The organism is Nocardia mikamii NBRC 108933, assembly GCF_001613505.1.
Taxonomy (GTDB): domain Bacteria; phylum Actinomycetota; class Actinomycetes; order Mycobacteriales; family Mycobacteriaceae; genus Nocardia; species Nocardia mikamii.
On sequence record NZ_BDCM01000014.1, the window covers coordinates 283,698 to 308,383 of the forward strand.

The 24,686-nt window shown below is 66.6% G+C and carries 28 protein-coding genes and 2 tRNA genes; 13 read left to right on the forward strand and 17 right to left on the reverse strand.

The genetic code is table 11. The annotated features are described in order from the left end of the window. Positions 1 to 77: 77 nt before the first annotated feature. Complete coding sequence (locus tag NMI01S_RS22840; RefSeq protein WP_084513220.1) at positions 78 to 1,040, forward strand: NUDIX hydrolase; 963 nt, start codon at positions 78 to 80, stop codon at positions 1,038 to 1,040. Positions 1,041 to 1,137: 97 nt separating this feature from the next. Here the strand turns inward: NMI01S_RS22840 and NMI01S_RS22845 are convergent, their stop codons facing one another. From NMI01S_RS22845 to leuC, 3 genes are all read right to left on the reverse strand, one after another. Beyond that, on the reverse strand, positions 1,138 to 1,788 hold the full coding sequence (locus NMI01S_RS22845) for an HU family DNA-binding protein (RefSeq protein WP_063000320.1): 651 nt from the start codon (positions 1,786 to 1,788) through the stop codon (positions 1,138 to 1,140). A gap of 156 nt (positions 1,789 to 1,944) precedes the next feature. Then, positions 1,945 to 2,553 carry a 3-isopropylmalate dehydratase small subunit gene (gene leuD / locus NMI01S_RS22850; protein ID WP_063000322.1) on the reverse strand — a complete coding sequence of 203 codons (609 nt, stop codon included), beginning with the start codon at positions 2,551 to 2,553 and terminating at the stop codon, positions 1,945 to 1,947. A gap of 36 nt (positions 2,554 to 2,589) precedes the next feature. After that, positions 2,590 to 4,014 carry a 3-isopropylmalate dehydratase large subunit gene (gene leuC, locus NMI01S_RS22855; protein ID WP_063000324.1) on the reverse strand — a complete coding sequence of 475 codons (1,425 nt, stop codon included), beginning with the start codon at positions 4,012 to 4,014 and terminating at the stop codon, positions 2,590 to 2,592. Between the two features lie 146 nt (positions 4,015 to 4,160). On the opposite strand from leuC, the gene NMI01S_RS22860 reads away from it, so the two are divergent. Both NMI01S_RS22860 and NMI01S_RS22865 read left to right on the forward strand, forming a co-directional pair. Beyond that, positions 4,161 to 4,862 carry an IclR family transcriptional regulator gene (locus tag NMI01S_RS22860; protein ID WP_030512998.1) on the forward strand — a complete coding sequence of 234 codons (702 nt, stop codon included), beginning with the start codon at positions 4,161 to 4,163 and terminating at the stop codon, positions 4,860 to 4,862. Between the two features lie 55 nt (positions 4,863 to 4,917). Continuing rightward, a complete protein-coding gene (locus NMI01S_RS22865) occupies positions 4,918 to 5,418 on the forward strand; it encodes a pyridoxamine 5'-phosphate oxidase family protein (protein ID WP_063000327.1) in 501 nt (166 codons plus the stop codon). A 69-nt stretch (positions 5,419 to 5,487) separates the two neighbouring features. Here the strand turns inward: NMI01S_RS22865 and NMI01S_RS22870 are convergent. From NMI01S_RS22870 to NMI01S_RS22885, 4 genes are all read right to left on the reverse strand, one after another. Next, a tRNA-Glu gene (locus tag NMI01S_RS22870) sits at positions 5,488 to 5,560 on the reverse strand. 138 nt (positions 5,561 to 5,698) lie between these two features. Continuing rightward, positions 5,699 to 5,770 (reverse strand) — tRNA-Gln (locus NMI01S_RS22875). Between the two features lie 196 nt (positions 5,771 to 5,966). Next, the gene (gene gltX, locus NMI01S_RS22880; protein ID WP_063000329.1) at positions 5,967 to 7,427 is read right to left on the reverse strand and encodes a glutamate--tRNA ligase; all 1,461 of its coding nucleotides are present in this window, start codon (positions 7,425 to 7,427) and stop codon (positions 5,967 to 5,969) included. Between the two features lie 14 nt (positions 7,428 to 7,441). Further along, a complete protein-coding gene (locus tag NMI01S_RS22885) occupies positions 7,442 to 8,215 on the reverse strand; it encodes a fumarylacetoacetate hydrolase family protein (protein ID WP_063000977.1) in 774 nt (257 codons plus the stop codon). A 165-nt stretch (positions 8,216 to 8,380) separates the two neighbouring features. Here NMI01S_RS22885 and NMI01S_RS22890 point away from each other — a divergent pair, with 165 nt between their 5' ends. Continuing rightward, positions 8,381 to 9,556: an MFS transporter gene (locus tag NMI01S_RS22890; RefSeq protein ID WP_063000331.1), complete on the forward strand. Its 1,176-nt coding sequence runs from the start codon at positions 8,381 to 8,383 to the stop codon at positions 9,554 to 9,556. 193 nt (positions 9,557 to 9,749) lie between these two features. Here the strand turns inward: NMI01S_RS22890 and NMI01S_RS36020 are convergent, their stop codons facing one another. From NMI01S_RS36020 to NMI01S_RS22930, 8 genes are all read right to left on the reverse strand, one after another. Next, positions 9,750 to 10,058: a Uma2 family endonuclease gene (locus NMI01S_RS36020; protein WP_063000332.1), complete on the reverse strand. Its 309-nt coding sequence runs from the start codon at positions 10,056 to 10,058 to the stop codon at positions 9,750 to 9,752. Positions 10,059 to 10,593: 535 nt separating this feature from the next. After that, positions 10,594 to 11,601 carry a 3-isopropylmalate dehydrogenase gene (locus NMI01S_RS22900; protein ID WP_063000333.1) on the reverse strand — a complete coding sequence of 336 codons (1,008 nt, stop codon included), beginning with the start codon at positions 11,599 to 11,601 and terminating at the stop codon, positions 10,594 to 10,596. 273 nt (positions 11,602 to 11,874) lie between these two features. Beyond that, positions 11,875 to 13,473, reverse strand: a complete 1,599-nt coding sequence (gene serA, locus NMI01S_RS22905; protein ID WP_063000334.1) for a phosphoglycerate dehydrogenase — start codon at positions 13,471 to 13,473, stop codon at positions 11,875 to 11,877. Between the two features lie 235 nt (positions 13,474 to 13,708). Continuing rightward, the gene (locus tag NMI01S_RS22910; RefSeq protein ID WP_025351824.1) at positions 13,709 to 13,912 is read right to left on the reverse strand and encodes a cold-shock protein; all 204 of its coding nucleotides are present in this window, start codon (positions 13,910 to 13,912) and stop codon (positions 13,709 to 13,711) included. A gap of 545 nt (positions 13,913 to 14,457) precedes the next feature. Then, complete coding sequence (locus NMI01S_RS22915; protein WP_063000335.1) at positions 14,458 to 14,694, reverse strand: cold shock domain-containing protein; 237 nt, start codon at positions 14,692 to 14,694, stop codon at positions 14,458 to 14,460. A 97-nt stretch (positions 14,695 to 14,791) separates the two neighbouring features. Next, complete coding sequence (locus NMI01S_RS22920; protein ID WP_063000336.1) at positions 14,792 to 15,610, reverse strand: ATP-binding cassette domain-containing protein; 819 nt, start codon at positions 15,608 to 15,610, stop codon at positions 14,792 to 14,794. After that, entirely contained in the window at positions 15,607 to 16,656 is a 1,050-nt protein-coding gene (locus tag NMI01S_RS22925) for an ABC transporter permease (protein WP_063000338.1), read from the reverse strand. Before NMI01S_RS22925 ends, NMI01S_RS22920 begins: the two co-directional genes overlap by 4 nt. Before the next feature lie 13 nt (positions 16,657 to 16,669). Further along, positions 16,670 to 17,701: a sugar ABC transporter substrate-binding protein gene (locus NMI01S_RS22930; protein ID WP_084513184.1), complete on the reverse strand. Its 1,032-nt coding sequence runs from the start codon at positions 17,699 to 17,701 to the stop codon at positions 16,670 to 16,672. 149 nt (positions 17,702 to 17,850) lie between these two features. Here NMI01S_RS22930 and NMI01S_RS22935 point away from each other — a divergent pair, with 149 nt between their 5' ends. From NMI01S_RS22935 to NMI01S_RS22960, 6 genes are all read left to right on the forward strand, one after another. After that, complete coding sequence (locus tag NMI01S_RS22935; protein ID WP_063000340.1) at positions 17,851 to 18,342, forward strand: MarR family winged helix-turn-helix transcriptional regulator; 492 nt, start codon at positions 17,851 to 17,853, stop codon at positions 18,340 to 18,342. Positions 18,343 to 18,436: 94 nt separating this feature from the next. Next, complete coding sequence (locus NMI01S_RS22940; protein ID WP_063000342.1) at positions 18,437 to 19,015, forward strand: carboxymuconolactone decarboxylase family protein; 579 nt, start codon at positions 18,437 to 18,439, stop codon at positions 19,013 to 19,015. 63 nt (positions 19,016 to 19,078) lie between these two features. After that, positions 19,079 to 19,726 (forward strand): dihydrofolate reductase family protein, encoded by a 648-nt coding sequence (locus NMI01S_RS22945; RefSeq protein ID WP_063000344.1) that lies wholly within the window; start codon positions 19,079 to 19,081, stop codon positions 19,724 to 19,726. A 53-nt stretch (positions 19,727 to 19,779) separates the two neighbouring features. Continuing rightward, positions 19,780 to 20,196: a PPOX class F420-dependent oxidoreductase gene (locus NMI01S_RS22950; protein ID WP_063000346.1), complete on the forward strand. Its 417-nt coding sequence runs from the start codon at positions 19,780 to 19,782 to the stop codon at positions 20,194 to 20,196. 91 nt (positions 20,197 to 20,287) lie between these two features. After that, the gene (locus NMI01S_RS22955; RefSeq protein ID WP_157126314.1) at positions 20,288 to 20,563 is read left to right on the forward strand and encodes a hypothetical protein; all 276 of its coding nucleotides are present in this window, start codon (positions 20,288 to 20,290) and stop codon (positions 20,561 to 20,563) included. Between the two features lie 138 nt (positions 20,564 to 20,701). Beyond that, the gene (locus tag NMI01S_RS22960) at positions 20,702 to 21,019 is read left to right on the forward strand and encodes a hypothetical protein (protein WP_245716984.1); all 318 of its coding nucleotides are present in this window, start codon (positions 20,702 to 20,704) and stop codon (positions 21,017 to 21,019) included. 51 nt (positions 21,020 to 21,070) lie between these two features. On the opposite strand, the gene NMI01S_RS22965 is transcribed toward NMI01S_RS22960, so the two are convergent. Next, entirely contained in the window at positions 21,071 to 21,820 is a 750-nt protein-coding gene (locus NMI01S_RS22965) for a TetR/AcrR family transcriptional regulator (protein ID WP_063000351.1), read from the reverse strand. A gap of 103 nt (positions 21,821 to 21,923) precedes the next feature. Between NMI01S_RS22965 and NMI01S_RS22970 the strand changes: the two genes are divergently transcribed. Further along, positions 21,924 to 22,604, forward strand: coding sequence for a hypothetical protein (locus NMI01S_RS22970; RefSeq protein ID WP_218021088.1), 681 nt, complete (start codon positions 21,924 to 21,926; stop codon positions 22,602 to 22,604). 60 nt (positions 22,605 to 22,664) lie between these two features. Here NMI01S_RS22970 and NMI01S_RS22975 read toward each other — a convergent pair whose 3' ends face one another. Beyond that, positions 22,665 to 23,564: a LysR family transcriptional regulator ArgP gene (locus NMI01S_RS22975; RefSeq protein WP_063000353.1), complete on the reverse strand. Its 900-nt coding sequence runs from the start codon at positions 23,562 to 23,564 to the stop codon at positions 22,665 to 22,667. A gap of 69 nt (positions 23,565 to 23,633) precedes the next feature. Here NMI01S_RS22975 and NMI01S_RS22980 point away from each other — a divergent pair, with 69 nt between their 5' ends. Together NMI01S_RS22980 and NMI01S_RS35010 are read left to right on the forward strand one after the other, a co-directional pair. Continuing rightward, positions 23,634 to 24,209: a LysE/ArgO family amino acid transporter gene (locus tag NMI01S_RS22980; RefSeq protein WP_063920821.1), complete on the forward strand. Its 576-nt coding sequence runs from the start codon at positions 23,634 to 23,636 to the stop codon at positions 24,207 to 24,209. 209 nt (positions 24,210 to 24,418) lie between these two features. Beyond that, positions 24,419 to 24,562: a hypothetical protein gene (locus NMI01S_RS35010; RefSeq protein WP_157126315.1), complete on the forward strand. Its 144-nt coding sequence runs from the start codon at positions 24,419 to 24,421 to the stop codon at positions 24,560 to 24,562. Positions 24,563 to 24,686 lie beyond the last annotated feature (124 nt).

The window sequence follows — 24,686 nt, forward strand, 5'->3', positions numbered from 1 at the left end:
CGGCGACACGAGATTTCGATCGGTCCCCGGACGACGGTGACACCGCCCTCGATCGCCTCGGCGACGCCGGCGGGTCGATGAGCGACGGCAAGGTGGGTGCAGGTGAGAGCGGTTCGGACGACACCATCTCGGATCCGCGGGTGACCGCCAACATCATCGCCGCCGGCGCGGTGGTGTGGCGGCGGCCCCGCGACGGCGGACCGGTCGAGGTGGCGCTCGTCCACCGGCCGAAATACGACGATTGGTCGCTGCCCAAGGGAAAGCTCGATCCGGGCGAAACCGCAATGGTCGCGGCCGTGCGCGAAGTGGCCGAAGAAACCGGCCTGAACTGCCGTCTGGGGCGCTATCTCGGTCGGGTCACATACCCGGTGCCCGGACATCGCAAACTCAAACGGGTGAACTATTGGGCGGCCACTCCCGTCGACGGCGAGTTCGTCACCAATTCCGAAGTCGACCAGCTGCGCTGGCATCGGGTGGACCGGGTGATGGACCAACTGTCCTACCCGATGGATCGCCGGATCATCCGCAATTTCCTGCGCCTGCCGCCGGATACCGCGACCCTGGTGCTGGTGCGGCATGCGAAAGCGGGCCGTCGCGACCGATTCACCGGCCCCGACGACGAACGACCGCTGGAAAAGGCCGGTCGCGCACAGGTTCAGGTGCTGACGCCGAATCTGCTCGCCTTCGGCCCGGGCGCGGTGTACTCGGCGCCTCCGCTGCGCTGTGTGCAAACCGTCGCCCCGACCGCCGACGCCCTCGGCCTCGACATCGCCCGCGAGCCGCTGCTGTCGGAAAGCGGTTATGCCGCAGCACCGCAGGCCGGTGTGGATCGGCTGCGGGAACTGGTCTCCCCCGACGTCGTTCCGCTCGTGTGCAGTCAGGGCAAAGTCATTCCGGACCTGCTGCAACGCTGGGCCGGCGACGACGGTCTCACCCTGCCGCCGGCCCGGAACCGCAAGGGCAGCGTGTGGGTGCTGTCGGTCGCCGACGGGCGGCTGGTCGCCGCCGATCACCTCGATCGGTCTCTGCGTACCCACTGAATCCGAGAAAACACGGTCGAGTCCGAAAACGCATCGGCCCCGAAAACGCAATGACCCCGGACCCAAAGGACCGGGGTCATTGTCGTCGCGTCACTCGCTATCGCCGCGTGGTGCGCTTGGTTGCCGTGCGCTTGGCAGCGGTCTTCTTGGCAGGCGCCTTCTTGGCCGCGGTCTTGGCCGCGGTCGTCTTCTTCGCCGCGGTCTTCTTGGCTGTCGCCTTGGTGGCCGTGGTCTTCTTGGCCGGAGCCTTCTTGGCCGCGGTCGTCTTCTTCGCCGTGGTCACCTTCTTCGCGGGCGCCTTCGCGGCTGCCTTCTTGGCGGTCGTCTTCTTGGCCGGGGCCGCCTTCTTGGCCGTGGTCTTCTTCGCGGCGGTCTTCTTGGCCGTGGTCTTCTTGGCGGCCTTCTTCGCCGCACCCGACACCGGCGCTGCCACACCGCGTTTCACGGCCGGACCGGCCGCCGCGATCTTCTGCTTGCCCGAGATGATCGCCTTGAACTGCGCACCCGGGCGGAACGCGGGCACCGAAGTGGGCTTCACCTTCACCGTCTCGCCGGTGCGGGGATTACGCGCCACCCGTGCCGCCCGCTTGCGCTGTTCGAATACACCGAATCCGGTGATTGTGACGCTCTGACCCTTGTTCACCGCACGCACGATCGTGTCGACAATGTGCTCGACTGCCGCAGTGGCCGTGCGCCTGTCAGTACCCAACTTCTCGGTCAGAACATCGATCAGTTCCGCCTTGTTCATTGAATCCTCCGCAGACTAATGGCCCGTCGTCGGACCGACTAGGTACCACGGTAAACCCTGAATGGGCAAGAGTCTATGTGCCACGCCAAATTTCATGTGGCGTGGCACACGCGCAGCAACCTCGATTGGTTGCTCTCAGCTAACACTCGAGACTGTTCAGTCCCCGGAAATAGCCGCTGGAATGGTGGTCGGTTTCCAAGACGGCCTTGCCTTTTCGAACTGCTCGATGGCCTCTTCCTGCCGAAGTGTGAGTCCGATGTCGTCCAGACCTTCCAGCAGCCGCCACCGGGTGTAGTCGTCAATATCGAAGGGCAACACGGTGGTTCCAGCGGCCACAGTGCGTGCCTCGAGATCGACGATCAATTCCAGGCCGGGATGTTCTTCGATCAACTTCCAGAGCAATTCGACATCATGTTGTGACATCTGCGCGGCCACCAAGCCGCCCTTACCGGCGTTGCCCCGGAAGATGTCGGCGAAGCGGGAAGAGATCACCACTCGGAAGCCATAGTCCATCAATGCCCAAACCGCATGCTCTCGCGACGATCCCGTACCGAAATCCGGTCCCGCGACCAACACACTTCCCCGGTCGAACGGGCTGGTGTTGAGAATGAAGGCCGGATCCGAACGCCAGGCGGCGAACAGACCGTCCTCGAATCCCGTTCGGGTCACCCGTTTCAGATAGACCGCCGGGATGATCTGGTCGGTATCGACATTCGACCGGCGCAACGGCACGCCGATCCCCTTGTGCACCTTGAACGGTTCCATAGTTGCTCCTGTAGTCCTGGGGTGAATTCCGGCCGGTCAGTTCAGGTCCGCAGGCGCCGACAACCGGCCCCGCACCGCCGTCGCGGCCGCGACCTGCGGCGAAACCAGATGCGTGCGGCCGCCTTTACCCTGACGCCCCTCGAAGTTGCGGTTCGATGTCGAAGCACACCGCTGACCGGGAGAAAGCTGATCCGGATTCATTCCCAGGCACATCGAGCAGCCCGCCTGACGCCATTCCGCGCCGGCGGCGGTGAAAATCTCGCCCAAACCCTCGGATTCGGCCTGGGCGCGCACCCGCATCGAGCCCGGAACGATCAACATCCGCACGCTGTCGGCCACCTTACGGCCCTTCAGAACGTCCGCCACGGCCCGCAAATCCTCGATCCGGCCGTTGGTGCACGACCCCACGAAAACCGTATCGACGGACACCTCACGAAGCGGAGTACCCGGCTCCAAATCCATATAAGTCAGCGCCTTCTCAGCGGCCGCTCGCTCGTTTTCGTCGGCGAAATCCTCCGGATTCGGCACCGCATCGCCCAACGGGGCGCCCTGACCGGGGTTCGTGCCCCAGGTGACGAACGGCGTCAGCGACGAGGCGTCCAGGTGCACCTCGGCGTCGAAGGTGGCGTCGGGATCGGTCTTCAGCGCCTCCCAGGCGGCCACGGCCGCATCCCAGTCCGCGCCGGTGGGAGCATGTTCGCGGCCCTTCAGGAATTCGTAGGTGACCTCGTCGGGGGCCACCATGCCCGCCCGGGCGCCGGCCTCGATCGACATGTTGCACATCGTCATCCGCGCCTCCATGGACATGGCGCGCACGGCCTCGCCGCGGTATTCGAGCACATAGCCCTGCCCGCCGCCGGTGCCGATCTTCGCGATGACCGCCAGAATCACGTCCTTGCTCGTGACGCCGGGCGGCAACTCGCCGTCGATATTGATCGCCATGGTCTTGAACGGCCGCAGCGACAACGTCTGCGTCGCCATCACATGTTCGACCTCGCTGGTACCGATACCCATCGCCAGCGCGCCGAATGCGCCGTGGGTCGAGGTGTGCGAATCACCACACACCACGGTCATGCCCGGCTGGGTCAAACCCAGCTGCGGGCCGACCACGTGCACGATGCCCTGTTCGATATCACCCATCGGATACAGCCGGACGCCGAATTCCTCGCAATTGCGCCGCAGGGTTTCCACCTGGGTGCGCGAGATCGGATCCGCGATCGGCTTATCGATATCGACCGTGGGCACATTGTGGTCCTCGGTCGCGATGGTCAGATCCGGCCGGCGCACCGGACGGCCCGCCGCCCGCAACCCGTCGAAGGCCTGCGGGCTCGTGACCTCGTGCACCAGGTGCAGATCGATATAGATGAGATCGGGTTCGCGCTGCGCACCCTCCCCCGCACCCCGCGCGACGACATGCTGGTCCCAGACCTTCTCCGCCAGCGTGCGTGGCCGTTCGGCCATGGCAATCACCTCTCTGTGTCATCTGCGACGGCTTCGCCGTCGCGAACTCGCAGGTGAACCTCTTGTCAGAGGTCCACCGGAGGCGCGTACTCGCACTGTCCGATCAGACTTGCCAATCTCACTATGCGAGACGCTAATATCGTTCTATGAGACAGCATAGCGGTATCGGGGTGCTCGACAAAGCCATGGCCGTGCTTTACGCCGTGGCCGAACAACCGTGTGGGCTCAACGAGCTGTGCACCCGCACCGGGCTGCCCCGGGCCACCGCGCATCGGCTGGCCGTGGGGCTCGAGACCCATCGCATGCTGGCCCGCGACGCCGCCGGTTCGTGGCGGCCCGGCCCGGCGCTGTCGGAGCTGGCCACCACCGCCGAGGACCCGCTGCTCGACGCCGCCGCCGTCATCCTGCCCCGGCTGCGCGAGATCACCGGCGAGAGCGTGCAGCTCTACCGGCTCGACGGGCACTCCCGCATCTGTGTGGCCGCGCTCGAACCCACGTCCGGCCTGCGCGACACCGTCCCGGTCGGTGCCCGCCTGCCGCTGACCGCCGGTTCGGCCGCGAAGGTCCTGCTGGCCTGGGCCGACCCGGAACTGCAGCGCGGCGTCTTGGCCGACGCGGTCTTCGGCGAGCGGGCCCTGGCCGAGGTCCGCCGCCGCGGCTGGGCGCAGAGCGCCGCCGAACGGTCCGCGGGTGTGGCCAGTGTCTCCGCGCCGGTCCGCGACGGGTCGTCCCAGGTGATCGCGGCGGTCTCGGTATCCGGCCCGATCGATCGCATGGGCCGGCGCCCGGGTGCGCGCTGGGCCGCCGACCTCGTGGCCGCCGCCGACGCCCTGCACAAGCGACTCTGATCAGCCCGCTCCCGAGCTGTGATGCCGGCCATACGCCGTAAAGTATCGTGACCGCATGGGAGTGAACCAACGCGCGCAGATCGTGATGTCCGAGACGGAGATCACCGAATTCCTGGAACGCAGCCGCATCATCACGCTGGCGACCCTGGGCAAGAACGGAACGCCGCATCTCACGGCGATGTGGTACGGCCTGGTCGACGGTGAGATCTGGTTCGAGACGAAGGGCAAGTCGCAGAAGGCGGTGAATATGCGGCGCGATCCGCGCGTCACCGTCCTGGTCGAGTCGGGCGATACCTACGACCAGCTGCGCGGCGTCTCCTTCGAGGGCCGAGCGGAGATCGTCGAGGACCCGGAGGCGCTGTTCAAGGTCGGCGTCAGCGTCTGGGAACGCTACACCGGGCCCTACACCGAGGAACTGCGCCCGATGGTGGAGGCGATGCTGAACAAGCGCGTCGCGATCCGCGTGGTGCCGGAACGGGTGCGCAGCTGGGATCACCGCAAGCTCGGTATGCCCGCGATGCCGCCGGGTGGATCCACCTGGCCGGTGCAGGACTGACCGCCCGCCGAGAACGAGAACCCGGAAACGAGAAAAGCCCTCCAGCAAGCGCTGGAGGGCTTTCGAATGTAGCCCCGACGGGATTTGAACCCGCGCTACCGCCTTGAGAGGGCGGCGTCCTAGGCCGCTAGACGACGGGGCCAGAGGACTTCCCCGAAGGGAGATCTCCATAGATCTTTCGATCGAGGAGGCTCGGCAAGCTTAACCGGCCGAGTCCCGGCGACCAAATCGCCGGGATGCTGTTCCGTCTCGACCGAACGAAGCGAATCAACATTCTCCGCTGGGGTACCAGGACTCGAACCTAGAATGGCTGAACCAGAATCAGCTGTGTTGCCAATTACACCATACCCCAATGACCTGGGCTTTCAGCCTCTCCCCTGCCGGTTCGAGGCCCTCGTTCCGGGCCGAGAAGAAGAGTACCAAACCCCTCCCCGATATATACAAATCGTCTGGTCAGAGCCACTTTTCAGCGCCGGTGCGGCCCGCCGGGCGGTCACGAAGCCGCGACCGCCCGGCGCACCGGCCGATTCGGGGAGCACCCGGCGCGACTACTGCGCCAGGGCGGCCCGCAGCCGCTGCATGGTCACCTCGCGGCCGAGCAGCTCCAGCGATTCGTACAGCGGCGGGCTGATGTGCGATCCGGTGACGGCCACCCGTACCGGACCGAAGGCCTTCCGCGGTTTGAGCCCCAGATCGTCCACCAGAGCCTTTTTCAGCGCCTCCTCGAGCGTGGGTGGCGTCCATTCGGAAACACCGTCCAGCGCCGCCACGGCGGCCTGCACCACCGGCATCGCGTCGGGGCCCAGATTCTTTTGCGCCGCGGCCTCGTCGACAGCAAACTCCTCGGCGGGCACGAACAGAAACTTCAATAGATCCCACGCATCACCGAGAACCACGATCCGGGTCTGTACCAACTCGGCCGCCGCGGCGAAAACCGCGTCGTCCACTTCGGCGCCGATGTGCCCCTGCGCGGTGAGGAACTCCCGCAACCTGTGGGCGAAATCCCCGGTATCCAGCAAACGAATGTGTTCGGCGTTGATCGCATCCGCCTTCTTCTGGTCGAAGCGCGCCGGATTCGAATTTACTTTCGATATCTCGAACGCATCGACCATCTCCGCCATCGAGAAGACATCGCGGTCCTCGGCGAGGCTCCATCCGAGCAAAGCCAGGTAATTCAGCAAACCTTCAGGAATGAATCCGCGATCCCGATGCGCGAAGAGATTCGATTCCGGATCACGTTTGGACAACTTCTTGTTGCCCTGGCCCATCACGAAGGGCAGATGACCGAACTCCGGGGTGAACTCCGCCACCCCGATCCGCTGCAATGCGGCATACAGCGCAAGCTGCCGCGGGGTGGAGGAAAGCAGATCTTCCCCGCGCAACACGTGTGTGATTTTCATCAGTGCGTCGTCGACCGGATTCACCAGCGTATAGAGCGGATCTCCGGTGCCGCGGGTGAGCGCGAAATCGGGCACCGTCCCCGCCTTGGCAGTGATCTCCCCGCGAACCAGATCGTTCCACACCAGATCGGTGGCGGGCATCCGCAGCCGCACCACCGCCGGGCGGCCCTCGGCCTTGTAGGCGGCGATCTGCTCGGGGGTCAGATCGCGGTCGAAGTTGTCGTAGCCGAGCTTCGGATCGCGTCCGGCGGCGCGGTGACGGGCCTCGACTTCGTCTGGGGTGGAGAAGGATTCATAGGCCTCACCGGCCGCCAGCAACCTCTGGACGACATCGAGATGAAGCTCACGCCGCAGCGACTGACGGTAGGGACCGTAGGGCCCGCCGACCTCCGGCCCCTCGTCCCAGGTCAGTCCCAGCCACCGCAACGCGTCCAGAATCGCGTGGTACGACTCCTCGGAATCGCGTGCGGCATCGGTATCTTCGATACGGAACACGAAGGTGCCGCCGTGGTGGCGAGCGAACGCCCAGTTGAACAGCGCGGTGCGGATCAGGCCGACATGCGGTGTGCCGGTGGGTGACGGGCAGAATCGGACCCGTACGTCAGTCATATTCCTTCTCTCGATCAACGTTTGGCGGCAACAGGATTGGTGAGGGTGCCGATACCCTGAACCGTCACGGATACGGTTTGCCCATCCGTCATCGGTCCTACACCTTCCGGCGTTCCGGTGAGAATGACATCACCGGGCAGCAACGTCATCACCCTGGTGACCCACTCGATCACCGTCGGAATGTCGTGCAGCAGAAGTGAAGTCCGGCTGCGCTGGCGCACCTCACCGTCGAGTTCGGTGGTGATCTCGAGATCGCCCGGATCGAGTTCGGTTTCGATCCAGGGTCCCAGCGGGCAGAAGGTGTCGTAGCCCTTGGCGCGCGTCCACTGTCCGTCGTGGCGCTGCTGGTCACGCGCGGTGACGTCGTTGGCGACGGTGTAGCCGAGGATGACGTCGGCGGCCCGGGCGGCCGGCACGTCCTTGCACGGGCGGCCGATCACCACCGCCAGCTCGCCCTCGTATTCGACCTGAGAGGAATTGGGCGGCAACAGGATCGGCAGGTTCGGCCCGACGATGGCGGTGTTCGGCTTGAGGAAGATCACGGGATCCTCCGGCGCCGGGCCGCCCATCTCCGCGGCGTGCGCGGCGTAGTTCTTTCCGACGCACACCACCTTGCTGGCCAGAATGGGAGCCAGCAGTCGCACATCGGCCAGCGGCCAGGTACGGCCGGTGAATGTCGGGGTACCGAACGGATGCTCGGCGATTTCACGAGCGATCTCGTCGGAACCGTCGGTTTCGATACTCACGAACGCGACCCCATCGGGGCTGGCAACACGACCTAGACGCATGGCGAAGAGTCTATCCACCTGCCCGAACACGGCCGACCACCCGGTCTGCGACGGGCGAATGTGACGAATTTCGAGTTGCCTACCGGGCACATCCTGGGTGTACGGTAGGACTCTGTTCACAGAGTAAGACAGTAATCCCACAATATGAGATTCGAGGTGAGGGTGATGACCACCGTGACACAGGTGCGCACGAACCGGCGGTGGACCATGCTCGCCCTCGGAGTCTTCGCCCAGAGCTCGAGCGCGGTCATCGTGCACGGCACCCCGTTTCTGCTGCCGGCGCTGACCGATCGCGGAATGCCCTTGGCCACAGCGGGTCTGCTGGTCGCGATGCCGACGGTCGGCCTGGTATGCACGCTGATCGCCTGGGGATACATCGTCGACCGCGTCGGTGAGCGCTCGGTCCTGGTCGCCGGTCCGGTCGTGATGTGTGTGGCAGGTGTGGCTGCTGCGACGGTGACCAACTACGGTGCGCTGGGGGCGTTGCTCTTTCTGGCCGGTATGGGCGCTGCCAGCACCAATGGCGCGAGCGGGCGGGTGATCGTCGGCTGGTTCCCGGTCGATCAGCGCGGGCTGGCGATGGGTATCCGGCAGACCGCACAACCGTTGGGTGTCGCGATCGCGGCGATGTCGATACCGGCTGTCGCTGCCGCACACGGGTTTTCCACGGCGATTCTGGTCCCGGCGGCGATGGCGGGCGTCGCGGCGATCGGCTGCCTGATCGGAATCGTCGACCCGCCGCGCCCCGCGAGCAACGGCGAGCATCCCGACAATCCGTATCGCGGCGATTCCACGCTGTGGCGCATCCACGCGGTGTCGGTGCTGCTGGTGATTCCGCAGGCCACCCTGTGGACGTTCGCGCTGCTGTGGCTGCATCGCGACGCCGGGTTGTCGCTGCCGGTGGCCGGGGCGATCGTCACCGCGACCCAGATCCTGGGCGCCGCCGGGCGCATCGGCGCCGGTGTCTGGTCCGACCGCGTCGGCAGCCGCCTGCGTCCGCTGCACACCGTGGCGATCGCGGCCGTGGTCTCGATGGCGGGCCTGGCCGGCGCGGCCTGGTTGCACTGGTGGTGGGCGGCGATCCCGATCCTGTTCGCCGCGTCGGTGATCACCGTGGCCGACAACGGCCTGGCCTTCACCGCCGTCGCCGAGATCGCCGGTCCGTACTGGAGCGGCCGCGGCTTGGGCATCCAGAACACCGGCCAGAACCTGGCATCCGCCGCTGTCGCACCGATTTTCGGCGCCCTCATCACCGCCGCAGGCTTCCCGGCGACCTATCTGGTCGCCGCGATCATCGCCGCAGCCGCCGTCCCCATGGTGCCGATCGCCCGCAACCGCTGACCCCCGGGTTACCCACGGCCGCACCTCTTTCCGTCACAGTACGGAGCGCGCCCGTGGGGAAACCCTACGCCGCCAACGTTTTTCGAGGTTGTACCTACAACCTTAGGTGGCTGATCATTGCTCGGGACGACGCCGGAAAGACATAATCGAACCGTCCTGGGTCGATGCCGCCCCTTGATGCGGATGGCCTTGATCAGAACTCGATCAGCGCCGCGGGATCGAACTCGACCCGAAACACCTTGTCCCCCTCGATATCCGCGCTGAACCGGTTTCCCTCGGCGACCGTCGGCTCCCATCGGTAGCCGTCATCGCCGAGTACGGAACGATGGATTCGGATATGCGGCTGATGTTCGATGATCCAATACTGTCGGATCCCGGCTGCCACGTACTCGTGGACTTTGCGCACCCGATCGGTGCGCTCGCTACCGCTTCCTCGCGACACGACTTCGACTACGAGTAGCAGCTCGGTGCCCGGAATCAGCTTCGGCGTCTCGTCCACCACCGCCGCTCACGCCGCCTCACGCGAGATGATGAAGACATCGGGTTTACGCACGCCACTGGGCGTGCTGATCTCCCACTCCCCGCCGTCCAGCACTATGACCTCAGCGTCACGCGCTGCGGATTCGACGAATCGCGCCAAGGTGCGCGCAATCCAGTTGTGCCGAGCCCCCCCTCGCGACTTCGATCAGCCACCCGTCCTCGAGTTCAGCCCTTTGCCGTCTTCCGGTTGTTCGTGCAAGTCGAGCACAGGGTACGGACCGAATCCGACGGCACCGGTGATGTGGTCCCCCGCCATATCGCCTCCGAGTCTCTGCACACATCGACGGCCTGCATCGGTAGCGATCAATGCCAGCCGGTGGCGATCGACAGCAACCAGCGCGATCCCCGAGCCACCGGGGTCATGTCCGGCCCCTCTGCGCCAACGAGAACTGCGCACGTGTGTGAAGAAGTCGTGGCGCGCATCGCGTAGGAGCCGCACACGCGACAATCCCCCTGTCGCGCAATTCTTTACGCGGCAGGGGGATCGACTGGAGAGCTCAGATCGACGCGGCGATGCGGTCGCCGATTTCGACCGTGGACGCGGTGCCGGTGCGGGCGGCGAGGTCCTTGGCTACCGCCGCTTCGATGCGGGCGGCTTCCTCGGAGCGGCCGAGGTGGTTCAGCAGCAGCGAAACCGAGAGGATGGCTGCGGTCGGGTCGGCCTTGGACTGGCCGGCGATATCGGGGGCGCTGCCGTGGACCGGTTCGAACATGCTCGGGTTGGTGCCGGAGGCGTCGATGTTGCCCGAGGCGGCCAGGCCGATGCCACCGGACACCGCCGCGGCGAGGTCGGTGATGATGTCGCCGAACAGGTTGTCGGTGACGATCACGTCGAAGCGGCCCGGATCGTTGACCATGTGAATGGTGGCGGCGTCGATGTGCTGGTAGGCGACCTCGACCTCAGGGTATTCCGCGCCGATCTCGGTGACGGTGCGCTGCCACAGCGAACCGGCGAAGCTCAGCACATTGGTCTTGTGGACCAGCGTGAGGTGCTTGCGGCGCTGCTGGGCCTTGTCGAAGGCATAGCGCACCACGCGCTCGATGCCGAAGCGGGTGTTGGTGGAGACCTCGGTGGCCACCTCGTGCGGGGTGTTCACGCGGATCGCGCCGCCGGTACCGGTGTAGGGGCCCTCGGTGCCCTCGCGCACGACGACGAAGTCGATCTCCGGGTCACCGGACAGCGGGCTGGTGACGCCCGGGTACAACTTCGACGGACGCAGGTTCACGTGATGGTCGAGCGCGAAGCGGGTGTGCAGCAGCAGACCGCGCTCGAGCAGGCCGCTGGGAACCGACGGATCGCCGATCGCGCCCAGCAGGATGGCGTCGTGCTGCTTCAGCTCCGGCAGCACCGACTCCGGCAGCACCTCGCCGGTCGCGTGGTAGCGCTTGGCGCCCAGGTCGTACTCGGTCTTCTCGACCCCGGGCACGACCACGTCGAGTACCTTGAGCGCCTCGGCGATGACCTCGGGCCCGATACCGTCACCGGCGATGACAGCCAGCTTCATATGACAACGCTCCGTTCGTTCCTGCTCGCGGCTCGCAACGCGTATGCGGCCGAATCAGCCAAGGGCGGTCGATCGGCGGCGTAACGCCCGGCCGGATCGCCGACACCGCCACACTATCGGTCCCCTGGATCACCCCGATAACCAGGGCGAGCAGCTCCCAATGAGTGAGACGGACCGAAAAGCACAGTGCGCGCGAATCCGGTTCCGTGCCGTCACGGATGGATTCGCGCGCACTGTAACGTGCCGCGGCCGAGCCGATTACGGCCGGCCGACTCAGCTCAGGTCGACCTGGGTCACCTTCGCGGCACCGACGGCCTCGGCGATCGCGGACTGCACATCGGCGGGGACGGACTCGTTGACGCGGAGGATGACGGTCGCGCCTTCCTTGTCGACGTCCTGGCTCAGCTGCGCGGCCTGGATGTCGATGGATGCCTCGCCCAGCTTGGTGCCGATCTTGCCCAGGGCGCCGGGACGGTCGTCGTAGTTGAGGATCGCCAGGTTGAGCCCCTCGGCACGCATGTCGTAGTTGCGGCCGTTGATGTTGACGATCTTCTCGACCTGAGCGGGCTCGGTCAGCGTGCCGGCGACGTTCAGGGTGCGGCCGTCGCCGAAGACGGCGCGCAGGTCGACCAGGCTGCGGTGGGTCGGGCTCTCGCTGTGGCTGGTGACGGAGGCCTCGAGGCCCCGCTCCTCGGCCAGCGACGGGGCGTTGACGAAGGTGACCGCATCCTCGATGTGCGCGGAGAACACGCCACGCAGCGCCGAGAGTTCCAGCACCGCAACCTCTTCCGAGGACAGCTCGCCACGCACCTGGATCTCGAGGGAGACCGGCAGCTCGTCGGCGAGGGCGCCCAGCAGCACACCCTGCTTGCGGACGATGTCCAGCCAGGGCGCGACGATCTCGCTGACCGCGCCACCGGCGACGTTCACCGCACCGGGCACGAACTCGCCGGCCAGGGCGAGCTGCACCGACTTGGCGACATCGGTGCCGGCGCGGTCCTGGGCCTCGGCGGTGGAGGCGCCCAGGTGCGGGGTGACGACGACCTGCGGCAGCTCGAACAGCGGGCTGTCGGTGGACGGCTCGGTCTCGAACACGTCGATGCCGGCGGCGCGCACATGGCCGGAGGTGATGGCGTCGGCCAAGGCCTGCTCGTCGATCAGACCGCCGCGGGCGGCGTTGACGATGATGACGCCCTTCTTGGTCTTGGCCAGGGTCTCCTTGTTCAGCATGCCCTTGGTCTCGGGGGTCTTGGGCAGGTGAATGGAGATGAAGTCGGCGCGCTCGAGCACCTCGTCCAGGCTCAGCAGCTCGATGCCCAGCTGGGCGGCGCGGGCCGGGGAGGTGTAGGGGTCGTAGGCGATGACCTTGGTCTCGAAGGCGGCGAGGCGCTGCGCGAACAGCTGGCCGATGCGGCCCAGGCCGATGACGCCGACGGTCTTGCCGAAGATCTCGACACCGTTGAACTTGCTGCGCTGCCAGGTGTGCTCGCGCAGGGTGGCGTCGGCGGCCGGGATCTGGCGGGCGGCCGACAGCAACAGGGTGACGGCGTGCTCGGCGGCGGTGTGGATGTTGGAGGTCGGCGCGTTGACGACCATGACACCGCGCTCGGTGGCCGCGGGCACGTCGACGTTGTCGAGGCCGACGCCGGCGCGGGCGACGATCTTCAGGTTCTTACCGGCCTCGAGCACCTCGGCGTCGACGGTGGTGGCCGAACGGACCAGCAGCGCGTCGGCCTCGGGCACGGCGGCCAGCAGCTCGGGTCGATTGGGGCCGTCGACCCAGCGAACCTCGACACCGTCACCGAGCGCATCGACGGTCGACTGGGCGAGCTTGTCGGCGATCAGAACAACAGGACGGCCATTTTGGCTCACTGTGGGGCACTCCTGGGGAAAGAGGTCGGCATTTACCGCGAACCAGCTTAGTGGTCGCGCTTCGGCGCCGGTGTACCGCCCGGTAGGCAGGCGCCCTCACACCGCGGCCGAACCTCCGCCGCACCGCATACGGGCCCGGACGCGGAAGGGCCCCGCATCTCCAAAGATGCGGGGCCCCAATGTAAGTCGCGGACAGTTCACGCTACGTAAAGTGGCGCGCAGTCAGCGGACTCGATCAGATAACGCTGACGTTCTGAGCCTGCGGACCCTTCTGGCCCTGCCCGATCTCGAACTCCACGCGCTGCCCCTCGTCGAGGGACCGGAATCCACTACCGCTCACAGCCGAGTAGTGCACGAACACATCGGGACCACCGTCATCCTGAGCGATGAACCCGAAGCCCTTCTCGCTGTTGAACCACTTCACTACGCCTTGCGCCATTTCATACCTTCTGTAGACGAGCCGAACCGACCAACTTCACGGTCGGGCCGGTCTCGATGTTCAAGCCTGCCATGGACCGCGCCCTCGCGCCACCACAGCGGTCCTCCCGCGGGCTGGAAACCGCGCGTGAACCGGAAATACCGCTTTTCGAACGATGCCCGCCGTGATTGTCCCGTGATAGCTCGGACGGAACCGCTCGTCGCGCCGCCCCGGGCGCCCGGAATCGCGCGAGCGGGCCGTCCGGCCGGAGAAATGGGTCGACCCCGGACACCGCGGTCCGGGGTCGACCCGAGGTCGCGTCGAGCGACCGAAATCAGTGATCAGCCACCGAAAGAGCCGGTCCACAGGGTGTTGACCAGGCCGTGGAAGGCCGCACCCAGGGTGTCGAACAGGCCGTTCACAGCAGCACTACCGGTGTCGATGATAACGGGGATCATAAATACCTCTTCGTTGTTTCAATTCAGTCGTACAAACTGACGATCAACATATCGAGTGCTCATAAAGGCGCGTTAACCCGATTCGGGAAAAGTGATCTGCCCGACAGGTCACAGTTCGTGTGGGTCGGGCCACAGTCGGCGCATCGGCTCGATTCGGACGCCCTTGGCTTCCGGGCCCGCCTTGGTGTGGCGCACGTCGAACTCGACCCGCTGGCCCTGGACCAGTCGCCGGAAACCATCGCCGTGAACCTCGGTGTATTCGACGAACACTTCGGCGCCGCCACCATCCGGGATTATGAAACCGAAGCCTTTCTCACTGTCGAACCACTTCACCGTGCCGTTCAACTACGCTTCTCACTCACTTCTCGACGTCGGGGCAGGCAGAGGGTAACCGGACCCTCACCGACAGTCCAGCGCCGGCGGCCGGCTCGCACACCGGCGTTCACTCGGGCGGCGGACGACGCAATTCATGTTGCAGCGCTTCCAGTTCCGCGCCACCGGCCATCTGCCGGGTGAGCTCGTGAAGATCGATCTGCGACTTGTCGTAGCCGCCGAGTGCGCGCCCCCGCCGCAGCAGCAGGAATCGGTCGCCGACGGGGTAGGCGTGATGTGGATTGTGCGTGATCAGCACGACTCCGAGACCGCGATCCCGGGCCTGCGCGACGTAGCGCAGCACCACGCCGGACTGTTTGACGCCGAGCGCGGCGGTCGGTTCGTCGAGAATGAGGACCTTCGCGCCGTAGTGGACCGCGCGGGCGATCGCGACACATTGCCGCTGGCCACCCGACAGCGTGCCGACGGGCTGTTCCAGATCGCGAATCTCGATTCCCATGTCCGACAACGCCGTCCGCGTGATGTCGCGCGCGGTCGCACGGTCCAGCAGGCGACAGGGGCCGGCGCCCCGGGTCGGTTCCGAGCCGAGGACGAAATTGCGCCACACACTCATCAGCGGCACGACCGCCAGATCCTGGTAGACGGTGGCGATACCGCGGTCCAACGCCTCGAGTGGCGAGGAGAACCGGGTCGGTTCACCGCCGATGCGCAGTTCACCGGCATCGTGGCGGTGAACGCCCGCGAGAATCTTGATCAGCGTCGACTTCCCGGCGCCGTTGTCGCCGAGCACGCAGGTGACCTCCCCCGCCCGGACGACCATCGAGATGTCGGCGAGGGCGACGACGCCGCCGTAGCTCTTCCCGATGCCGATCGTTTCGATCAGCGGCGCGGAGGCGGGCCGTTCGGTTTCGCTCTGTCGAGTGGTCATCGGCGCAACCTTTCCGCACGCTTGGCGAAGGCGTTGTTGACCAGTACCGCGGCGAGCAGCAGCACACCGAGGAACAGCATGAACCAGTCGCTGTCCCAGCGGGCGAACACGATTCCCTGCCGGGCCATGCCGAAGATCAGCGCGCCGATGGCCGCGCCCAGGACCGATCCGAATCCTCCGGTGAGCAGGCAACCGCCGACGACCGCGGCGATGATGTACTGAAATTCCAGTCCCACACCCTGATTCGCCTGCACACTGGCGAACCGCAGCAGATTACAGGAGCCGACGATCCAGCCGGCGAAGGCGGTGCCCATGAACAGCAGAATCTTGGTCCGTGCCGCCGGTACGCCGACGGCACGAGCGCTGGGCAACGAACCGCCGACCGCGTAGATCCAGTTGCCGAAGCGGGTGCGCACCAGCACGAGCGTCGCCACCGCGGTGACCGCGATCCACCACAGCACCGAGGCCTGGATGCGGGCGTCGCCGAGATTCGTCGTCGCCGCGAAAACCCAACCGGCCGAGGCGTATCCGGGCGCAGACCGGATGCCCGACACCTGCACGGTCCCCGTGACCAGCCGGGTGACGCCGAGGTTGAGACCTTGCAGCGCCAGAAACGTGCCCAGGGTGACGATGAAGCTGGGCAGGCCCGTTCGCATGACCACCCATCCGTTCAGCGCGCCGATCGCGAGGGCGAAGAGCAACGAGGCACACAGCGCGAACCACACGTTCCATCCCGCGTGCACCGCGAGCATGGCGGTCACCAACGCCGTCGACGCGGTCATCACGCCCGCGGACAGGTCGAATTCGCCGCCGATCATCAGCAGTGCCACCGCGACGGCCATGATGCCGAGTGTCGAGGCGTCGTCGAGCCAGGTGGCCACGCCGAGGGGACTGAGGAACCGTTCGGTGATCACGGCGAAGAAGACGAAAACCACCAGCGCGCCCAGACCGGCGCCGATCTCGGGCCGGACGATCAGCCGGTTCAACAGAGACGGCCTGATCGCGGCGGGTGCGGTGGATTCGGAAACCGTTGCGGTGTCGGTCATGACAGCTCCCTGCTCAGCGCGTGCCCTGCGCCACCAGGGCGGCGATGGCGTCGACGTTGTTCTTGTCCACGAAGGCGGGCCCGGTCTGCACCGGCATCCCGCCACCGACCGTGTTGAGATTGCGCCGGTACAGCTGCAGCATCACCACCGGCAGATATCCCTGTTCGTACTGCTGCTGGTCGACCGCGAACAGCAGGGTCCCGGCCCGGATCGCGTCCACCACATCGGAATTGAGGTCGAAGGTGGCGACGGCGGCGCGGGAGTGGGATTCGCGGACCCCGTCGACGGCGCGGGCGGCGATCTGCGAATTGAGGGTCAGCACGGCGTCGATCGAGCGATCGGCCTCCAGGGCTCCCTTGATCCGTGACTGCGCATCGGCCGGATTGTTGATGTCGACCTGCAGGGTGGTGGCGTTGTCACCGAATCCGCCGATCGCGCCGGCGCAGCGGTCGTTGGCGCCGATATTGCCGGCCTCGTGAACGACGCAGAGCATCCTGGTCCTGCCGGCATCTCGCAGGCGCTTCCCGGCGGCCGCCCCGGCCTGGCGCTCACTCTGCCCGACGTGCCCGATCGCGCCGGCGGCCGCGCTGTCGGCTTCACCGGAATTGATGGTGACGACCGGGATTCCCGCCGCGACGGCGTGCTCGATGGACGGGCGCAGCGCCTGCGGATTGGCCATCGACACCACCAGGCCGTCCACATGCTGTGCGACCGCGTTGTCCACCAGTTTGGCCTGCTCCCCGGGGTCGCCCGAGGAGTTGTAGTCGACCCGGATTCCCAGATCCTTCCCGGCCGCCTCGGCACCGTTCTTCACCACATTCCAGAACGCGTCGCCGGGGCTGCCGTGCGTGACCACGGCGACCGCGCTCAGCGGAGCGGTCGAAACCGTTGCGGGAGCGTGTGATTCGGTGACATCGGCGCCGGGACCACTGCACGCCGCCACTATCGTGGTGAGAGCCAGCCACGGCGCGAGCCGATGCACGATTCCGCGACGACGTCGCGGCGCGCGAGGTTGGTCGGGAATCCGGTGTGGCCGGGTGGTCATCGCGCCTCCGGGCATTCGACAGAGCAAAGCGGGCTCGTTTCCGAGCACTCCAGGTGTATTGAACACCACCGGACCGGCCGCGACCGGTGACACGCGCCCACGGACGGCGTCGGCATACCCTTCTCCGCCGCTGGACTACCCTCGTCAACATGGTTGTCGGAAAGCGCGGGACGGCCCCGATCGACAGCCCCGGATTCGAGCTGCCGTTGCTGCTGTTCGCGGGGTTCCGCTCGCTCATCGACGAATTGCACGCCGAACTGGCGCGGCAGGGACACCCCGATATGCGTCCGGCCCACGGATTCGCGATGCAGGCGATCGGCGTACAGGGCGCGACGGCCAGCGATATCGGCCGCAAGCTGGGCGTATCCAAACAGGCGGCGGGTAAGACGGTGGAGCGGCTGACCGCGCTGGGCTATGCCGAACGCGTCGAGGATCCCGAGGATGCCCGGCGCAAGATCGTCCGCCTGACCCCGCACGGGATCGACGCACTCCGGCAGTCGGCCCAGATCTTCGAGCGGCTGCGACGCCGCTGGGTCGACGAGCTCGGCGCCCGGCGCGTGCGGGAAATGGAGTCGGCGTTGCGCACGATGATCCCGCCGGAATCGTTCCGGCTCGATGTGGCGGGGTGGTTCGGAAGCTGACCGGCTTCGCCCCAGCGGTCCCGAGGCTTGCCCTATTAGACAACCAGGTTTACTATTTAGACAACTTGGTTGTCTACATTGAACGGATCGCCCCATGCATTTCCCCACCCACACCCTCGACTCCGCACCCGCCGAAGCCCGGCGCACCATGACCGCGAGCGCCGCCCACTTCGGCTACCTCCCGGCCGCATTGGCGAAGATGGCGACATCACCACGACTGCTCGACGGCTTCATGAAACTCAACGCTCTGTTCGAAGGCGGCGCACTCGACGAACTGTCGCGCGAAGTACTGGTCATGACGATGGCTACACGCAACGAATGCCACCTGTGCGTCGCCATGCACACCGCGAAGCTGACCGCGATCGGCGCCGACCCGGAACTGATCGCCGCGCTGCGCGACCAGCGCCCCCTCCCCGACCCGCGCCTGGCCGCACTCCAGGAGTTCACTCTCACCGTCGTCGAAACGGCCGGCAATGTCCCCGACGAGCGCGCGAGCGATTTCCTGTCCCACGGCTACACCCCCGAACAAGCCCTCGAGGTGGTGCTGGGTATCGGCACCTACACGCTGTCCACACTGGGCAATCGACTCACCGCGGCACCGTTGGACCCCACCCTCACCGCATTCGCCTGGTCGGCGGGCCGGCACACGACCCGGACAACTGATTGCAATTAACAAGCACCGCGGTTAGAGTGCTGAGCAATTGCAAACAGCAAGCACTCCGTGAAAGGACCCGTCATGCCCCGTCTCCGCGTCCACAACTTCTCGATCTCGCTGGACGGGTACGTCGCGGGTCCCGGCCAAGGTCCCGATCATCCGCTCGGCGTCGGCGGTGAACGCCTGCACGAATGGGTTTTCGCCACCCGCTTCGGCCGGCGGATGATCGGCCAGGAAGGCGGCAGCACCGGAATCGACGACGAACATCTCGCCGCCGGTGAAGCGAATATCGGCGCGACCATCATGGGCCGCAACATGTTCGGGCCCGTACGCGGGGAATGGCCCGACCATTCCTGGACCGGCTGGTGGGGCCCCAACCCGCCCTATCACCACCCGGTCTTCGTGCTCACCCACCACCCGCGCCCGTCACTCGAGATGGACGGGGGCACCACCTTCCACTTCGTCGACGACACGTCCGAAAACGTTCTGGAACAAGCCTTCTCCGCTGCCGGTGGCAAGGACGTCCGTCTCGGCGGCGGCGCCGCGACAGTCCGCCGCTTCCTGCGCGCCGGCCTCGTCGACGACCTCCACCTGGCCCTCGTCCCCACCCTCCTCGGCACGGGCGAACACCTCTACGACGACCTCGGCGCCCTTCCGGGCTACACCGTTGCCCCCGCCCGTCCGGGCGACAAGGTCACCCACATTCACCTCACGAAAGTGGCCGCCTGACCGGACGGCGCGGCGTTTGACCTCAACCGCACTCGAGCTCTTAGCGTGGCGGCATGACTTTCACCGCGGCCGAACACGCATATCTGACTTCCCAATCGCTGGGCCGGCTGGCCACCGTGACGGCGGACGGACGGCCCCAGTTGGTGCCGGTCGGGTTCCGGGTGAACGAGGACGGCACGATCGATATCGGCGGCCCGAGCCCGAATGCGCAGCGGTACCGCAACGTGCGAGGTAACCCGAATGTGAGCCTGGTGGTCGACGATATGACACCGGACGATCCGGCCGAGGTGAAGCCCGGCTGGGGGCGCGGGGTCGAGATCCGCGGCGTCGGCGAGATTCTCGATGTCGATACGCCTCCGGTGGCGCCGGACTGGTTCGCGCACACCATCATTCGCATCCATCCGCGTCGGATCCGCAGCTGGCATATCGATCCCGCGAATCCGGAGGGCGGGGCGCGGGATGTGAGCTGAGTCTCTTCTCAGCCCTGGGCGTATCGCGGCCGTGACGTTCGCGCCGATATCGGCGAGGGTTGCGGGACAGGCGAGTTGAAAGGGGCTGGTCGTGTTCGCGACTGCCGCATCCGTCCGGGTACGCCGAATCCTGGCGAGGACGGTGATAGCGGGACTGATCCTGATCGGGATGGTCACCGCGACCGCCGGGCAGAGTTCGGCGCAGACGCCGGCAAGCGAGCCGAGCTCGGTCGGCTGGTACTACCCGGGAATCACACCGTTCGATCCGATGCCGCTGGAGCTCTGGTACGGCTGGAATCCGTGGTATCGGCCGTACCACTCCTGGTATAGGCCGGTTTACCCGCCGGGATGGTTCGGCAGCAGCTGAATCGCAGGACTCAGGGGTAACCCCGAGTTCCCGTCATCCGCGCGGCCGATTCGGCCCTGAACCTCGTGCCACCACCCGTGACGCGGTGTCCGATTTGCGAGAGACTGCGTTCGGTGTAACTGATTGGAAGGATTCACCGTGATTGCCAGAACCGAACATCGCACCAAGCGCACGGCGGCGCGAATCGCCGTTGCCGGCGCCATCGTCGCGGCGCCGCTGGCCGCGCTTGCCATTCCGGCCCAGGCCGACGTGGTGAGCGCCCCGGCGGCCACCGACATCGCACACCCGGGCCACGGGCACGGCCCCGGCGACTGGGACCGTCGCGGCGACTGGGACCACCGCGGCGACTGGGACCGTCATCGCCGCGGCAACGACTGCAACCCGTGGGACCGGCACGGCAACGGCTGGAACGGTTTCCGCCAGGTCGTTCCTCCGGGCTGGTTCGGCAGCAGCTGATCCGATGAAGTTCACGGCCCGGCGCCTAGCACGGCGCCGGGCCGTTCGTCGTCACCGGCCGTTTGCGGCTATCGTCGCCGCCACACCGTCGAGGATCAGGTCGAGGCCGAAAGCGAAGTCCGAGTCTGGTTCCGCCTCGGCGGGTTCGATGGCGTCGAACAGCCCCGAGGCCAGCAGTGCGGCCATATCCGGCAGCCGCTCTCGATCCACCAGCGCACGCAGATGACGGCTGTAGTCGTGCAGGGCGGCGGCAGGATCGAGATCGGCTGCCGCCATAGCGTGTTCGAGTTGGCGAGCGGTGACGAAGGCCTCGCGGACGTATCCGCTGACCACCATGATGGCCCCGACCTTCGCCGGCCAGTCCAGGGAGGTTTCACGCACCGCGCGCAGCCCCGCGTCCATCCAGGCCACGGTGTTCGGCCCACTCGGCGGCCCGGTGACCGGCAGCTGGGTCAGCCAGGGGCGGGCGCGATGCACCTCGAGTTGTGCGAGTGCCCAAGCACGCAGCATCGAACGCCATGGGCCGCTGGGTAATTCGGGGGGTGCGCCCATTCCGGCATCCGACATCAGGCCCAGTAGTTCATCTTTCGACCCGATGTGACGGTAGAGCGACATCGGCGTAACCCGCAGCGCGGCAGCGATTTTCGGCAGTGTGGCGGCGGCGAGACCATCGCGGTCGGCCAGCTCGACCGCCGTCGCGACCACCCGATCGACATCGAGCGCGGCCGGGCGGCCCAGCTTGACGTCCACCGGCAGCCGCCACAGCCGGCCCAGATGGTCGGGCACCTCCCGATCGGTCATCAGTGCGCATCCCGTCGTCGACAATTCGTCCTTCCGCAGTTTAGTATGGTCAGTATAGTATAAGTCATATACTTACTGTTGCCGCCGATCGGAAGGACGATCCGTGCACACCGAAACCCTCCGCCGGACCGCGGGTATCGCCGCGGTCTGCGGCGCCGCGCTCATGCTCGTCGAACTGCCGCTCTACTTCGTCTACGAAGGACCGCCGCCGGACTGGAACATCCTGACTCGCGGCCTGATCGGTCTCGTCGGGCTCCTCGGGACGGTGGTGTTCATGTCCGCCTTCGGGCACCTGGTGAAGGCCGCCGACCGACGCTACGAATGGCTCGGTTCACTGGCATCGACCGCCGGTTTGATGTGGGCCACAGTCGCTTTCGTGTCCATGGGCCTCGAGATCGGCGCCACGATCCAGGCGCCCGAGCCGATCGATCCCACCGTCACCGTGTCCGGTACCTATGTGCTGTACGGAACGGTCACCCGGCTCCTGACCGCTTTGTTCATGACCACGGCCGCGGTCACGATCCTGCGCACGCGGATTCTGCCCACGTGGGCGGGGCGCTCGGCCGCGGTCCTGGCAGTGGTGAACGTGGCGTTCGCGCCGTCGTTGTTCTTCGGGAACACTCCGGCGAACTTCTACGCGGCGAACGGATGGGGCACTACCGCAACGGTTTCCGGATTCACGATCATCTGGTTGCTCGCGGCGGGAATCGCGCTGCTCACCTCGGCATCGCCGCGAGCGGTTCCCGGCAGTTCCCGAGCGGTGGCACCACAGTTGATCGACTGACGACCCCGCCGAGACACCCGGATCGGCTCTATGCCGACAGGCGCTGCGGGAGAGGCTAGTTCACTGCCGGAGATAGTCGGCCGCCGTAACACCGATCGTCTGCGCGACGAGCGCGAGGGCCGGTACATCCAACTTCCACTGCTGCCAGTAGAGCGGCACATCGACCCACTGCTCCGGCGCGAAATTCCGCAACGCGCCCGTCCGCAGCAGTGGGTCGGCGTGCGTTTCGGGCACGAGCCCCCACCCGAGCCCGGCGACGATGGTGTCGCGGAACCCTTCCGAGGTGGGTACGTAATGGCGGAGCCGGCTCGCTCCCGCCTTGCCGGAGGTGACCGTGCGGACGTAGCGATCCTGCAATTCGTCCCGGCGATCGAAAACGATGACCGGCGCGTCGGGAAGCGACTTTTCCAGAGGTCCGGCCGCGAGATGACGCTCGACGAATTGCGGACTCGCGACCGGCAGGTACCGCGCCAGGCCCAACGGCCGTGCGGTACATCCGGTCACCGGCTCGGCCAGCGACGTCACCGCCGCCATCACCGTGCCCTCCCGCAGCAGTGTGGCGGTGTGGGATTCGTCCTCGCGATGCAGATCGAAGCAGACCGGCGGATCCTGCGGCACCCGCGACAGCGCGGGCAGAAACCAGGTCGCCAGCGAATCGGCGTTGACCGCGATGGACAGCGTGGTGGACTCGGAATCTCCGGCGATCCCCAACTCTCGTTGCGCCGCCTCCTGCAGCGCGGCCAGTTGGCGCGCGAAACGCACGACCGCCCGGCCGGATTCGGTCGGCCGGACGGGTTTCGTGCGCATCAGCAGGACACGGCCGGTGCGTTGCTCGAGCGCCTTGATCCGCTGACTCACCGCCGAGGGCGTCAGATGCATCGCGGCCGCGGCGGCGTCGAATGTGCCTTCGTCCACGACGGCGAGCAATGTGCGGACCTGGTCGACCGGAAGTTCGGACATCACGGTCGCTAATGATAGTTAAGGAACTTTAGCTGTACTGATTCTGTCAGGGCCCATACCGTCGGCGGCGTGAACAGCGGTATCTTCTCGGCTGCCCTGGCCGGATTCGGTGCCGGCTTATCCCTGATAGTCGCCATCGGCGCGCAGAACGCCTTCGTCCTGCGCCAAGGCGCACGCCGGCAAGCCGTTGCGGCGGTGGTCGCCATCTGCGTGATCACCTGCGGCGCCGTCGCGGCCCGCCGCGCACTGCGCCCCGCCACCGCCGCCCTCGAGACCACCGGCGACGCCACCGCGTCCATCCGCACCGCGATCCTGGTCTGTCTAGCGATGACCTGGCTCAACCCTCACGTCTACCTCGACACCGTGCTGCTGCTCGGCTCGGTCGCCGCCGGACACGGATCCTTGCGGTGGGCCTTCGGCGTCGGCGCGATGGTCGCGAGCGGAGTGTGGTTCGCCGGGCTGGGATACGGGGCTCGGCTGCTCGCGCCGGTCCTGTCGCTGCCCGCGGCGTGGCGAGTGCTCGACGTCTTCGTGGCGGCGACGATGTTCACGCTGGGGGTGGTGCTGATGGCGCAGCTTGCTCGAGGACCGGGCTCGATTCGCCGAGCGGCTCGCCACGTGCGCCGCAGTACGCTCGATACCTGAATCCCGAGGCGAAACGGATGAGCTCGCGCGGGTGATCGCCGGCTACGATCTCGCCCACCTCATCAGCACCGGCGACAATTCCCTTCCGCGCGTAGTGCCGGGTCCACCCGGTCCCGCACTCCGGCCGCCCGGCAGCCACACCCGGGACAACGTCTCGGCCCGCCCGGCGGTCAGTCCGGTGTGGGCCGCGAGAACCGACGGATTACTCGTTGATCGTGGACGGTCTCGGCACGCTGGAAAACGACCGGCTCGTCATCGCGCCCACGCGGGCGATCCCGCACCGCGTCGCCGCGCCCGGGCAGGTCTTCGCCGATGGCGGGCGCAGTGACGACTGCCGCGCGATTCCGCTCTGAGCAACGTAGAACTCGGCCGAGTTCACCCAGCACGTAGGCCGGTCCGGTCTGCACCGGCGAATTCGCCTGCGACACAATTTCTTTCGGTCGCTTGTTCAAAATGGGTTTCACAATTCGAACAGAC

Bases quoted from the DNA above. Each gene is read 5' to 3' on its own strand.
- NMI01S_RS22890 (WP_063000331.1), top strand. From the start codon at position 8,381: ATGACCACCGTGACACAGGTGCGCACGAACCGGCGGTGGACCATGCTC.
- NMI01S_RS22840 (WP_084513220.1), top strand. From the start codon at position 78: ATGAGCGACGGCAAGGTGGGTGCAGGTGAGAGCGGTTCGGACGACACC.
- leuD (WP_063000322.1), bottom strand. From the start codon at position 2,553: ATGGAACCGTTCAAGGTGCACAAGGGGATCGGCGTGCCGTTGCGCCGG.
- NMI01S_RS22910 (WP_025351824.1), bottom strand. From the start codon at position 13,912: ATGGCGCAAGGCGTAGTGAAGTGGTTCAACAGCGAGAAGGGCTTCGGG.
- NMI01S_RS22900 (WP_063000333.1), bottom strand. From the start codon at position 11,601: ATGAAGCTGGCTGTCATCGCCGGTGACGGTATCGGGCCCGAGGTCATC.
- NMI01S_RS22935 (WP_063000340.1), top strand. From the start codon at position 17,851: ATGGTTGTCGGAAAGCGCGGGACGGCCCCGATCGACAGCCCCGGATTC.
- leuC (WP_063000324.1), bottom strand. From the start codon at position 4,014: ATGGCCGAACGGCCACGCACGCTGGCGGAGAAGGTCTGGGACCAGCAT.
- NMI01S_RS22925 (WP_063000338.1), bottom strand. From the start codon at position 16,656: ATGACCGACACCGCAACGGTTTCCGAATCCACCGCACCCGCCGCGATC.
- gltX (WP_063000329.1), bottom strand. From the start codon at position 7,427: ATGACTGACGTACGGGTCCGATTCTGCCCGTCACCCACCGGCACACCG.
- NMI01S_RS22865 (WP_063000327.1), top strand. From the start codon at position 4,918: ATGGGAGTGAACCAACGCGCGCAGATCGTGATGTCCGAGACGGAGATC.
- NMI01S_RS22965 (WP_063000351.1), bottom strand. From the start codon at position 21,820: ATGACCGATCGGGAGGTGCCCGACCATCTGGGCCGGCTGTGGCGGCTG.
- NMI01S_RS22845 (WP_063000320.1), bottom strand. From the start codon at position 1,788: ATGAACAAGGCGGAACTGATCGATGTTCTGACCGAGAAGTTGGGTACT.
- NMI01S_RS22885 (WP_063000977.1), bottom strand. From the start codon at position 8,215: ATGCGTCTAGGTCGTGTTGCCAGCCCCGATGGGGTCGCGTTCGTGAGT.
- NMI01S_RS22975 (WP_063000353.1), bottom strand. From the start codon at position 23,564: ATGTCCGAACTTCCGGTCGACCAGGTCCGCACATTGCTCGCCGTCGTG.
- NMI01S_RS22860 (WP_030512998.1), top strand. From the start codon at position 4,161: ATGAGACAGCATAGCGGTATCGGGGTGCTCGACAAAGCCATGGCCGTG.
- NMI01S_RS22945 (WP_063000344.1), top strand. From the start codon at position 19,079: ATGCCCCGTCTCCGCGTCCACAACTTCTCGATCTCGCTGGACGGGTAC.
- NMI01S_RS22930 (WP_084513184.1), bottom strand. From the start codon at position 17,701: ATGACCACCCGGCCACACCGGATTCCCGACCAACCTCGCGCGCCGCGA.
- NMI01S_RS22940 (WP_063000342.1), top strand. From the start codon at position 18,437: ATGCATTTCCCCACCCACACCCTCGACTCCGCACCCGCCGAAGCCCGG.
- NMI01S_RS22950 (WP_063000346.1), top strand. From the start codon at position 19,780: ATGACTTTCACCGCGGCCGAACACGCATATCTGACTTCCCAATCGCTG.
- NMI01S_RS22920 (WP_063000336.1), bottom strand. From the start codon at position 15,610: ATGACCACTCGACAGAGCGAAACCGAACGGCCCGCCTCCGCGCCGCTG.